Source organism: Pseudomonas sp. 44 R 15 (assembly GCF_900004965.1).
Taxonomy (GTDB): Bacteria; Pseudomonadota; Gammaproteobacteria; order Pseudomonadales; family Pseudomonadaceae; genus Aquipseudomonas; species Aquipseudomonas orientalis_A.
Genome location: NZ_CVTU01000119.1, coordinates 104,472 through 115,847, shown reverse-complemented (window position 1 = coordinate 115,847; position 11,376 = coordinate 104,472). Strand labels below are relative to the sequence as shown.

At 60.3% G+C, this 11,376-nt stretch carries 8 protein-coding genes; 4 read left to right on the top strand and 4 right to left on the bottom strand.

All coding sequences use genetic code 11. From position 1 onward, the window contains the following. Positions 1-240: 240 nt before the first annotated feature. Together BFP93_RS25675 and BFP93_RS25670 are read right to left on the bottom strand one after the other, a co-directional pair. Positions 241-447: a DUF6434 domain-containing protein gene (locus BFP93_RS25675; RefSeq protein ID WP_065895416.1), complete on the bottom strand. Its 207-nt coding sequence runs from the start codon at positions 445-447 to the stop codon at positions 241-243. 56 nt (positions 448-503) lie between these two features. Next, positions 504-1,829 carry an aminotransferase-like domain-containing protein gene (locus BFP93_RS25670; RefSeq protein WP_065895415.1) on the bottom strand — a complete coding sequence of 442 codons (1,326 nt, stop codon included), beginning with the start codon at positions 1,827-1,829 and terminating at the stop codon, positions 504-506. A gap of 88 nt (positions 1,830-1,917) precedes the next feature. On the opposite strand from BFP93_RS25670, the gene BFP93_RS25665 reads away from it, so the two are divergent. Together BFP93_RS25665 and yghX are read left to right on the top strand one after the other, a co-directional pair. Further along, positions 1,918-2,808 carry a DMT family transporter gene (locus tag BFP93_RS25665; protein WP_065895414.1) on the top strand — a complete coding sequence of 297 codons (891 nt, stop codon included), beginning with the start codon at positions 1,918-1,920 and terminating at the stop codon, positions 2,806-2,808. A gap of 69 nt (positions 2,809-2,877) precedes the next feature. Then, on the top strand, positions 2,878-3,765 hold the full coding sequence (gene yghX / locus BFP93_RS25660) for a YghX family hydrolase (protein WP_065895413.1): 888 nt from the start codon (positions 2,878-2,880) through the stop codon (positions 3,763-3,765). On the opposite strand, the gene BFP93_RS25655 is transcribed toward yghX, so the two are convergent. Both BFP93_RS25655 and BFP93_RS25650 read right to left on the bottom strand, forming a co-directional pair. Further along, the gene (locus BFP93_RS25655) at positions 3,762-4,946 is read right to left on the bottom strand and encodes a DUF2252 family protein (protein ID WP_065895412.1); all 1,185 of its coding nucleotides are present in this window, start codon (positions 4,944-4,946) and stop codon (positions 3,762-3,764) included. The two genes, yghX and BFP93_RS25655, sit on opposite strands and share 4 nt — an antisense overlap. Before the next feature lie 74 nt (positions 4,947-5,020). Continuing rightward, entirely contained in the window at positions 5,021-5,899 is an 879-nt protein-coding gene (locus tag BFP93_RS25650) for a LysR family transcriptional regulator (RefSeq protein WP_065895411.1), read from the bottom strand. 132 nt (positions 5,900-6,031) lie between these two features. On the opposite strand from BFP93_RS25650, the gene ampC reads away from it, so the two are divergent. Both ampC and BFP93_RS25640 read left to right on the top strand, forming a co-directional pair. After that, positions 6,032-7,186: a class C beta-lactamase gene (gene ampC / locus BFP93_RS25645; protein ID WP_065895410.1), complete on the top strand. Its 1,155-nt coding sequence runs from the start codon at positions 6,032-6,034 to the stop codon at positions 7,184-7,186. A 155-nt stretch (positions 7,187-7,341) separates the two neighbouring features. After that, positions 7,342-11,361 (top strand): hypothetical protein, encoded by a 4,020-nt coding sequence (locus tag BFP93_RS25640; protein ID WP_065895409.1) that lies wholly within the window; start codon positions 7,342-7,344, stop codon positions 11,359-11,361. The last annotated feature ends 15 nt before the right edge of the window (positions 11,362-11,376 follow it).

The following is an 11,376-nucleotide window of genomic DNA, read 5'->3' as shown; positions in this document are numbered from 1 at the left end:
GTTACCCACGGATTCAAGCCTGCGTTCGGCCAGCGTGGTTTAACGGGGCGCCTGAGATCAAGATCAAAAGCGACTCGCTGCGCATCGTGGTTACCGGTGGGCGCGGCTGCTTTGTGTAGGAGCGAGCTTGCTCGCGAAAAACTCACAGGCGCCGCGTTGATTCAGGAAGCACGCGGTATCATTGACGTTTTTCGCGAGCAAGCTCGCTCCTACAGTGGCGTCAACACTTTGGCTGTAGCCTCAAGCAGTGCGACGCTGCCACTCGTCCACCACATCGCCCAGTGTCTTGGGCGCGCCGTTGCGTATCCAGGCCATGAATGGACGGTTGAACTTGAATGCCGGGCCGCAGTGTTCAAGCATGAAACGGCGCACGTTTTGGGTATTCCTGTAGCTCGGGGTTACGGGTGTATCGCGGGTGATGACGCCACTGTGCCAGTCGAAATCCATGTTATGCCTCGCGGGTGGGATGCTGGGCACCAACATAACCGCAAATCAGCCACGGATCACCATTGCACCACCTTGCGCACGGTCATCAATGCCTGGCGTAACGCTGTCATCGACACCGACCCCAGGGCCAGGCGCAGCGCATGGGGTACATGGGCGGAGACGGCAAACGGTTCGGCGGTGGATACGCAGATGCCCTCGCGCTGCAAGCTCATGGCTACTTGGTCGGCGCGGGTGTCTTCGGTCAGCGGAAGCCACAGGAAATACGACGAAGGATGGCTGATGTAGGCCAACCCCGTGAGCACCTGCGCCGCCAGGCGTTGCCGGGCCTGGGCATCTTCGCGCTTTTGCGCCTCCAGCCGCGCGACGGTGCCATCTTCGATCCAGGCCACGGCGATCGCACTCATCACCCCCGGTACGTTCCAGGTGGTTGCCATCAGGCTGCGCTCCAGGCGCTTGACCCACGCCAGGGGCGCCGCGACAAAACCCACGCGCAAGCCAGTGGCGACGCTCTTGGAAAACCCACCCACGTACACCGTGCGCTCAGGCGCCAGCGTCGCCAGCGGCGGCGGTGCGTGTTCGGCGAGAAACGCGTAGGCGGCGTCCTCGATGATCATCAGTTGATGCTGTCGGGCGATCGCCACCAGGCGCTCGCGCTGCGCGAGGCTCATCACCCAGCCCATCGGGTTATGCACGGTCGGCATGCTGTAGACCGCGCGCACCGGGCGCTTGCAGCACAGGGCCTGCAGGTGATCCAGGTCCGGGCCGGTGGCGCCGGCCGGGATTGCGACGATTTCCAGGTGCAGGGTTTCGGCCAGCACTTTCAAACCCGAATAGGTCAACGCGTCGACGGCAATCACGTCGCCGGGTTTGAGCAGCGCCATCATCGTCACTGCCAGGCCGTGCTGGGCCCCGCTGACGAGCAATACCTGCTCTGCCTGCGCTGCCAGTCCGCGATCCACTAGGTGCCGCGCGACCACCGCACGCTCATGCAGGCGGCCGGCATGGGGTTGATAACGCAACAGCGCTTCAAGGTCGCCGGACAACGCCAGTTGGCGCAGCGCGTTGCGCAGCAAGTCTGCCTGGCCGGGCAATGACGGGTAGTTGAAATTCAGGTCGAGCATGCCGGTCGCCACAGGCATCTGCCCGCTGCCCTGCCCCGGCGGCAACGCTATCTCGCGCACGAAGGTGCCACGCCCGGTCTCACCACTGACCAGTCCCATCGCCTCCAACTCGCTGTACACCCGGCTCGCCGTCGCCAGCGCCAGCCCATGGTCGGCGGCGAGTTGACGGTGGGTGGGCAGGCGTGTGCCGGGTGGCATCTTCCCTGAACGAATGGCCTCGGCGAACGTATCGACCAAGGATTTATAGCGAGCACGCGGCATAGTCGCTGTATCCATGACAATTTTTTGATTGCTCCAATCTTCGTCCCTAGGATGGCGCTTACGCAACTTTCCTTTTTTGGACATCGCCATGCAACGCACCTCCCTGTTCGACACCCTGGACACCCGCACCCAGGGCTGGATCAACGGTTTTATCGGCGTGGTGATTTTCAGCGGCTCGTTACCGGCCACACGCCTGGCGGTGATGGAGTTCGACCCGGTGTTCTTGACCATGATCCGCGCGACACTCGCGGCCATCCTGGGGATGTGCCTGCTGCGGAGGTTCAAGGAAAAACGCCCCACCCGCCAACAATGGGCGCCCTTGGCCATCGTCGCGCTCGGCGTGGTGATCGGGTTTCCGTTGCTGACCGCGCTCGCGCTGCAATACGTGACCTCGGCGCACTCCATTGTGTTTATCGGCCTGCTGCCACTGGCAACGGCCCTTTTCGCTGTACTGCGCGGCGGTGAGCGGCCAGGGCGGGTGTTCTGGTTGTTTTCGCTGCTGGGCAGTGCGCTGGTGGTGGGTTACGCCTTCGCCCAGGGCCTGAGCGCCGCGCCCGCCGGGGATGTGCTGATGCTGTTGGCGGTGCTGGTCTGCGGCCTGGGCTATGCCGAAGGCGCCACGCTGTCACGCAGCCTCGGCGGCTGGCAGGTGATTTGCTGGGCCCTGGTGGCGGCGCTGCCCATCGTCGCGCCGTTGAGCCTGCTGCTGGCACCCGCCTCGTTCACCGGCATCAGCCTGCCGGCCTGGCTGAGCCTGGGTTACGTAGCATTGTTCAGCATGTTGATCGGCTTTGTGTTCTGGTATCGCGGCCTTGCCCAGGGAGGCATCGCCGCGGTCGGCCAGTTGCAGCTGCTGCAACCGTTCTTCGGCCTGGCCCTGGCGGCGGGCCTGTTGCATGAGCAGGTGAGCCTGGGGATGCTGCTGGTCACGTTGGCGGTGATCGGTTGCGTGGCCGGAGCCAAAAGGTTCGCACGCTAGCGCGACGGCCCAAGGCCTGCTAAACAGAAGTGTCGTCCCCCGCCCTATTGCCAATCGAGGACTGCACCGATGACGCGTCTCACCGCCAAAGACTTTGCGCCCGAACTGCTGGAACTCTACGACGGCTACGCCCACGGCAGGCTTAACCGCCGCGAATTTCTCGACCGCGCCGCGCTGTTTACCCTGGGTGGCCTGACCGCCTCGGCCCTGCTCGCAGCCCTGAGCCCCAACTATGCGCTGGCCGAGCAGGTGAAATTCACCGATCCCGACATCGTCGCCGACTACATCACCTACCCGTCACCCAAGGGTAACGGCACCGTACGCGGCTACCTGGTGCGGCCGGCCAAGGCCGTCGGCAAGTTACCTGCGGTGGTGGTGGTGCATGAAAACCGTGGTCTGAACCCCTATATCGAAGACGTCGCACGGCGCCTGGCCAAGGCCGGCTTTATCGCCCTGGCGCCGGATGGCCTGACCTCGGTGGGCGGCTACCCCGGTAACGATGAAAAAGGCGTGGCCCTGCAGCAGACCGTCGACCCGACCAAGCTGATGAACGACTTCTTCGCCGCCATCGAATGGCTGATGCACCACGACAGCAGCACCGGCAAAGTCGGCATCACCGGCTTCTGTTATGGCGGCGGCGTGACCAACGCAGCGGCAGTGGCCTACCCGGAGCTGGGCGCGGCCGTGTCGTTCTATGGACGCCAGCCCGAGGCCAGGGACGTGCCGCGCATCAAGGCGCCGATCATGCTGCATTACGGTGAGCTGGATGCGCGCATCAATGAGGGTTGGCCAGCCTACGAGCAGGCGTTGAAGGCCGCAGGCACGACCTACGAGGCGTATATCTACAAGGGCGCCAACCACGGTTTTCATAATGATTCGACGCCACGTTATGACGAGGCGGCGGCGAACCTGGCCTGGGAGCGCACCCTGGGGTGGTTTCGTAAATACCTGGTCTAGTGCTCCAGGGCATACCGGCGGCAGTGGTCGAGGTAGCCCTGCTCATGGCTGCCCACCAACTGCACCACGCTGGTCCAGAGCCACGACGGCGCATCCAGCTGACGCGAGCGATTTTCCTGCAACACGGCCATCCAGGCCTTGCGCGTGGCTCGGTCCATCTGGCGGGCGTGGGCCACACCGACAACGCGGGCCAGGTAACCGGCAGCATGCATGGCGTCGATTTCACTCAATTGATCCAGCTCCAGCTTCATGTCCTGGGGCAACAGTTCGCGGATGAAAAAACCGTGGTCCAGGAACCGTGTCGCCAGCATGCGCCCGCCCAACCCGGGCGACAACTGACGAGCGCCCTCCACCACCCGGCGCGCATTGTCGCGCGGCATTTTGGCGCGGGCCGCCCGTGGAGCGGCGGCGCCCACAGCTTCCTTGATATCGATCAGGCAATATTCCCGGTCGTCTTTGTCGCCCACCCCGAGCAATGCGGCATAGCGCAGTAAGCCGAGCGAACTGCAGCCCTTGACCCAATAGGCCGAGTCCAGCAATTCGACGTTGGCGTCCTTGGGTCGCCCCTTCAACGACGTCACCAACTGCTGGATGTCATCGGAGGCGCAGACCGCCGCCAACGCGCTTTTTTCCGCACGCGACAGCGACCAGAAGTGCTTGCCCAGGGGAATGGTAGGGCGCACCGCGTCCATGCGTTCCCGGGCCAAGTTCTTCCAGGTGCGCTCGACCGCGCTGCGCATCCCGGCCTTGACTTGAGAAGGGCGTGGCGGTGCCTCATCGGGCTTATCCTTGAACGCCTGCGCATAGCCCACCATCATTTCTTCGAGCATGCGCGCAGTGGTGACACCGGGCAAATCGGACCCGCGCGCGGCGGTCGCCAACGAAAGCGCCAGGCGGACCAGGTCGTGCGCGGGGTTGCCGATCACGGTCTGGTCGAGATCGCGGATGTGCATGTCGATGCGCCCATTGTTGTCGCCGGTCGGGCCGAGGTTGCCGGCATGGCAGTCCCCGCAGATCCAGATCGCCGGCCCATGGGGCAGACGGCGACCTGACTGACTGTGCAGCCACTCGTAAAATTGCACCGTACTGCCACGCACATAGGCATGGGCCGACCGGGCCATTTTCAAGTTACGCAGTTGGGTAAGGTGAGGCATGCGAGCTGACGGACGCGGAATTTTCATGAACTGACTCAAGTGCGGGGCTACGGTAGAGGATCGGCCCGCGAAAATGTTTCATTTTGTTTCAGTGATATCGCTCAGGGCTCTATTACAAGCGTTCCCAGCCACTGCTTGAACGCCAGCATGGCCGAGGTTTCGGCCCGTGACTGCAGGCGCGTCAGCCAGTAACTGCCGGTGCTGATCTGCACCTCGAAAGGCTGGCGAATCACATCGCGCTGCAGTTGCCGCGAAAACATCAGCGCCGGCGCAAGTGCCACGCCGACGCCCTGCAACGCCGCATCCATCATTGCCAACGACGAATCGAACACAATGCTGCGCGGCAATAAAGTGTCTGCGGGTAACCCGGCGGCCTGGAACCACAGGCTCCATTCATCGGCGCGGTAGGAGCGCAGCAACGTGTGTTTCAACAGGTCGGCCGGGGTGTGCAACTGTTCGGCAAGGTGCGGCACGCAGAGCACGCTGAGCGGTGCTTCCAGCAGTTGGCAGGCGTCGGTGCCGTGCCAGGCGCCGGAACCGAAACGGATCGCGTAATCCAGGCCTTCGGCGGCGACATCGACGCGGTTGTTGTGCGTGGACAGGCGCAGATCGATAAACGGGTAGCGGCTTTGGAAGTCCGGCAAGCGCGCCAACAGCCAGCCCACCGCGAAGGTACCGACGGCGCCGACCGTCAGCACCTCGCGGTAATGCCCGGCCTCGAACTGGCCCAGCGTATGGGCAATGCGGTCGAACGATTCGCGCAGCACCGGCAACAGGGTTTCGCCTTCGCTCGTGAGCATCAGCCCGCGCGGCAAGCGTTTGAACAGGGTGACATTGAGTTGCGCCTCCAGGCTTTTAACCTGGTGGCTGACCGCCGCCTGGGTCACACATAACTCGATGGCAGCCCGGGTGAAGCTCAGGTGCCGGGCGGATGCCTCGAAAGCGCGCAGGGCATTGAGGGGGAGATGGGAGCGCAGCATGCTTGACCCTATTTTTTCTAATGGCTCGTGCAAGATATCATCGTTTGTACCGCTTCCCGTTAACGCCTAGATTGGCGACGCCCGCGCAGGCCCCCGGCATTCGTCAACCCGTTACATGGAAGCGAAAATAACATGCACGAAAAATCCTGTCTTAGCGTACGAAACCTCCTGATTTTCTCACTATTGCTGGTCTCCGGCCCTTGCATGGCCGTTGCTGACCTGCGCAATGTCGTCGACAGCCATGTGAAGCCGCTCATGCAGCAGCAGCACATTACCGGACTGTCGGTGGCCGTGGTAAGGAACGGTCAGGCGCAATACTTTAACTACGGCGTAGCGTCCAAGGAGAACAAGCAACCTGTCACTCAAGACACGCTGTTCGAAATCGGCTCAGTGACCAAGACCTTCACCGCCACGCTCGGCGGCTATGCCCTGGCCAGCGGCAAGCTGAAGCTGTCGGACAGCGCCAGCCAGCACTGGGCCGAACTGGCCGGCAGCGCGTTCGACCGCATCAGCCTGTTGCAACTGGCGACCTACACAGCGGGCGGCCTGCCGTTGCAATTCCCGCCGGCAGCCGACAGCGCCGCGACCATGCTCGGTTACTACACCCACTGGCAACCCGGTTACAGCCCCGGCACACAGCGTCTCTACTCCAACCCGAGCATTGGCCTGTTCGGCTACCTCGCGGCCAAAAGCCTGGGCCAGCCGTTCAACGTCGCCATGGAGCAGACGCTGCTCCCGGCGCTGGGCCTGAAAAACACCCATATCAACGTGCCAGCCGACCAGTTCAGCCGCTATGCCCAAGGCTACGACAAACAGGAAAATCCGGTGCGCGTGGGCGCCGGCGCACTGGACAGCGAAGCCTACGGTATCAAGACCAGCGCCCAGGACCTGGCGGGCTACGTGATGCTGAACATGCACCCCGAGACCTTGAGCAAGGCGCTGCAGCAGGCGATCGCCGCCACCCACACTGGTTACTACACGGTCGGCGACATGACCCAGGGCCTGGGCTGGGAACGCTACCCCTACCCCATCACCGTGCAAACGTTGATCGACGGCAACTCAACGCCGATGGCGATGGAGCCGCACCGGGTCAACTGGCTGAAACCGGCCCAGGCGCAACCCGGCAACGTGCTGTACAACAAGACCGGTTCTACCAGTGGCTTCGGCGCCTACGTGGCCTATGTGCCGAGCAGGGACATCGGCGTGGTGATCCTGGCGAACAGGAACTACCCGAATGCCGAGCGGGTGAAAGTGGCCCATGCGATCTTGAGCGCCATTGATCACTGACGCCTGGCACAAAACCTGTACGGATGGGGTTGGGTAGCTCGGTAAAAATCTTGCAATAGTCAAAGCGGGAACGTGCTTTCGGAAATCGACGACGGATTAGCACTGCCGCACGTACGAAACGTGCGGTAGCTAAGTCGCCTTTCTGGAGTCCAGCGATGCCCGTTATCTCTCAACGCACTGCAGAACATCTTCCTACCGAGCAACCCTCTTCCACCGAGCCCGCTGCAGCGAATACGGCCACGGCGGTTTCGCTTGCCGAGCACGATACCCCGACCCCTTCATGGATTGAGCTGATCAAGCGCTCACCAGGTTACAAAGCGGAAAGCCAACTTGCCGCCGCTTATGCGGCCGAGCTGGTCAATGCGGCAGTTGACGCGAGTGGCGGCAAATACGACACCCCGGTGTTACCCGTCTCTCTCGACTCAAAGTTCGGACAATGGCGCCAGCACCTGGATGACCTGCTCGCAGGGCCCGACTTTCAGCAATGGGCGGACTTCAATAACATTGATCGCTCCAAGCCCATACGTATCTCCCCTCAATCGGGCGGGTCACAGGAACACATCACAGCGACGCTCAAACCCCGGTCCCATCATTATCCTGCGCAACTGCAGGTGTTCAGCCCTGGACAGGGCAAACCGATGCCGGACTCCTGGCGGCTGATCATGCAAGCCGCGAGCACCTTGACAGGCGATCGCAGCTCCGTCGTAGTGCCTGCCCCTGGCCAGTCCTCCCCCAGCGCACACGCCGAGCGTCCTGCCACGCTTTCCGAGATCGCCAAGTTTTACGGCGAATCTTTTCCTGATACCCGGCAGCAGGCCGTGGACCGCGCAACTGAGCTGAAACAGGAAGGCGCGTTTCCGATGCCCGATACCTCCCTGTCAAGCGCACAGCTTGAGCGGGGATCTGAAGAGACGCTCGAGCGGCAACAAAAGACGCTGGGCGATATCAACAATAAAAATCGACTGTTCCAGCAGCTGAGCAAGGCACTCAGCCCCGCGCCCGAGCCCGCTGACACCCGGCCGCATTTCATCGCCGAGCCGCAGACGCCCGAGGCTGCCGAGCGCATCGAAAAAGCCCGGATCAAGGAGTTTCTGCAGAGTAACCACGTACAGATCGACCCCACTTCCTGGTACTTCCAGGACGCGCAGTTGACGCCCGAGGATAATGTCAGCATTGAAAAATTCATCGCCGATAGCGGCCGTAAGATTCCGGAAACGAAAGATGAGATAAAAATCCTTATTGAACACCTCAAGCATGACGTCCTGCTGGCCCCGCCCGATGGCAACTTCAAGGGTGCCTTGGGTTGGGCGGTGCCTCTGAGCCTGTATGAACAAAAGCAGGTTTACTCGCACATCGCCTATAACAATTTGCAACTGCCAGGACTCGGCGGCACGCACGCCAGCGATAGAACCGGGGGGGCCTTTAATTACCTGACAAAAAACCTGCACTTCACCTCCCAGCAGCTTCAATATCCTCGCCAAATATTGAGGGAGATTCTCGCTTCACCCAAAGCCAGGGAGTTGGAAGCCGCCCTCCAAAAGAAGATGGGGGCCGCAGAGGATAAAGACAGTTCCGACTGGGTCTTGGCAGCGATGGCGTTGGGACTGGGCTCTCCATCCTGGATGGAACCCGCCAAGAGAAACGAAGTGGCCGGCTATGATCTGGCCGACAAAGCCTTTTACGGCAAGCCGTTGCAGACTATCCGCAAAGGCCTTGAGCAACACCTGGTGTCCAGCGGGCGCGCAAACCCTGATTTGGCGCCCACGGCCACCTATCTGTTGGCCCCGCCTGAACTGTTGGTCAAAGATATTCCCAACTACGTGACCTACGGCTCGCCCAGCTGGTTCAGCCTGAAAGTCACGGCAGCCTTCATCGAGGCAAAGAGCCCCGGCAGTTGCGCAAACATGACCTTTGACCAGGTGGCAAACTACGGCAGTCTGGAACCCATCACGGACGAGGATGAACAGCTGCTCGATGAGGTCAAGCAGGACGCATTGATCGATTGGGCATTGATGTTCGGGGTCCTGCCGGTGTCCACGACGGGCGACTATTCGGCCCAGCAATTGAACGCGGCGCACAGCACGTTCTCCGGGGTGATGGCCGGGCTGACGACTGTCAGCACCGACTTGAGCGCGCCCCTGCCCCTTCTGAAGGACAAGGCGTTGGAACTGATGGGCAAGCATATTAAAAATGTCGACCTCACCGCCAAGGTCATCACCCGAGCCGCGGACAGAACCAGTAATGCATTGAATACGGCGCCGTGGGACGTCACTTATGGCCCGTATTCGCTGCTGGACCTGAGTCTCTCCCAAAACCTTGAGGACCTGAAAGACAATCAAGAGTGGTACTCATTCGACCAGCAGAAGGTTCCGACCGGAGCGATCCAGGCGCTCAGCATCCTTCCCGATATAAAAGACCTTCACAAAACCGAACTGGCGGATTTCGAACAGCGCAGAACGAGTTCATTGACCAAACTCACCAAGCATCTGATTGCACAATTGCCCCTGGCCGATCGACAGCAACTGGAATATGGGAGCCTCGAAATACTTCGTCAAAGGCCGATTGAAAAATTCACAGCCACCGGAATCGCAAGCTACACCAGTCTTTCATACCCCAAGCCGCAAAAAAGCAACATCGACGAACCCCTGCTGATCAAAGCGACCCATCGAGGGCGCACAATCACCTATGAATTCAATCCCGCCAAAAATTACATACGCTCAAGTTCCACCATCGCCGGCTTGCAAGGCAAATGGAAAGAAAAAAATACAAACTCGGTGACAGGATTCACCTACAAAAACGTGATTGTCGAGCCGCTGGTCGACGCCCAGATACGGGCTCAGGATTTACAAGCCAAAGTTCCAAGTGAAGCGGCTATTCCTTTTTCCTATAACAGCCCGCGCAGCCAGTTTCTCGCTAACCTGGTTACCCGTTATTCCTATCAGGGCTACGACTTGAAAGCCCTGACCGCCGCCGCCCATCACGCCACTAAGTTTGACGAAGAAGACGGCGAGCACGAAGCCAATACCAACGCTTTACTGGGTACCATCCCGCTAGCGTCCGGGATCCGGAAGGCGATTCAGGGCGACTGGCAAGAAGCGACCATCTCACTTGTATTTGATGGCGTCATGCTGCTCGCACTGGGTTTGCCGAAAGCAGTTCGAGGGCTATCCTCAGTGCCCTCTCAGCTCAGGAGCGCTCGAACATTCGGTGGCCAACTGTTCAAAAACGCACGCAACATTTCTGCTTATGCCTCCAATGGGCCATTCAGGAACCTGACCCGCGCCCGGACCGGACGCTATGAACTGTCCAAGTTTGCTTCCCGTCACGATGTGGTCGAGGGCACCTATAAAAAAGGCAGTGCAACCTTGTCTGCACCTGCCAAGTTGGACGGCAAAACTGGGAAATGGCATGCGTTCGATCCTGTGAAGAACAAATCGTATGGCAAGCCACTTGAGAACTACACCCCGCATGCTCATATTGATGATGCATTGCCGGGTCCGAGCGGTGGCGGCCTTGCGCAGCGGGAACGCGCACTGGACACGGCGTTAGGGCGCGATAACGTGATTCAGTTGGGTGGCCCGATGAAAGATCTAAAAATGCTGGGCCATGAGATGCATACATTCTCCGATGTCTATAAAGGCAAGAAGCGACTTAACATTGTTGCCCACGGGCGCAAGCCCAATGCAATGGATCAAGGGTTCGGCACAGGTACACGCGCCTATGTGGACAATGTTCCCTATGATGCTCCCGGGCTGGTCAAGTTGCTACGCAGCAAAGGTGTGGATCCGTCCAAATATCATAATGTGCGTTTGTTGATTTGCTATTCGGCCAATGGGCGTCACAGACCCTTCGCACGTCTGTTTCAACAAGAAATAAAAAGGCCAGTAAAAGCGTTTGAGGGACCGGTATTCATGAGTCACGGCTCAACGCCAATGGCGCACGACCTGAAGAAAGCTCGAGAGGCGATCTCTCAAGCCTCACCGCACCTTGGTATGCATGCGGTGGATAGAAAAGCGCGTGAAATGATGGAGGCCATGTATGGTAAATTGCAAGTCACGCCTGACATCGTAAAAACCCATGGAAGCACCATTCGTATCAACATGGCCCCTCCTGACAAACCGGTAGTATGGCAGGACACCACGGTGAACTACCTGCCACAAAAATTTGGACGCTAACACCCTGCCAGTCTT

What these genes read in the sequence shown, in the direction of transcription:
- BFP93_RS25675 (WP_065895416.1), bottom strand. Translation starts at nt 447, where the DNA reads ATGGATTTCGACTGGCACAGTGGCGTCATCACCCGCGATACACCCGTA.
- BFP93_RS25670 (WP_065895415.1), bottom strand. Translation starts at nt 1,829, where the DNA reads ATGCCGCGTGCTCGCTATAAATCCTTGGTCGATACGTTCGCCGAGGCC.
- BFP93_RS25665 (WP_065895414.1), top strand. Translation starts at nt 1,918, where the DNA reads ATGCAACGCACCTCCCTGTTCGACACCCTGGACACCCGCACCCAGGGC.
- yghX (WP_065895413.1), top strand. Translation starts at nt 2,878, where the DNA reads ATGACGCGTCTCACCGCCAAAGACTTTGCGCCCGAACTGCTGGAACTC.
- BFP93_RS25655 (WP_065895412.1), bottom strand. Translation starts at nt 4,946, where the DNA reads ATGAAAATTCCGCGTCCGTCAGCTCGCATGCCTCACCTTACCCAACTG.
- BFP93_RS25650 (WP_065895411.1), bottom strand. Translation starts at nt 5,899, where the DNA reads ATGCTGCGCTCCCATCTCCCCCTCAATGCCCTGCGCGCTTTCGAGGCA.
- ampC (WP_065895410.1), top strand. Translation starts at nt 6,032, where the DNA reads ATGCACGAAAAATCCTGTCTTAGCGTACGAAACCTCCTGATTTTCTCA.
- BFP93_RS25640 (WP_065895409.1), top strand. Translation starts at nt 7,342, where the DNA reads ATGCCCGTTATCTCTCAACGCACTGCAGAACATCTTCCTACCGAGCAA.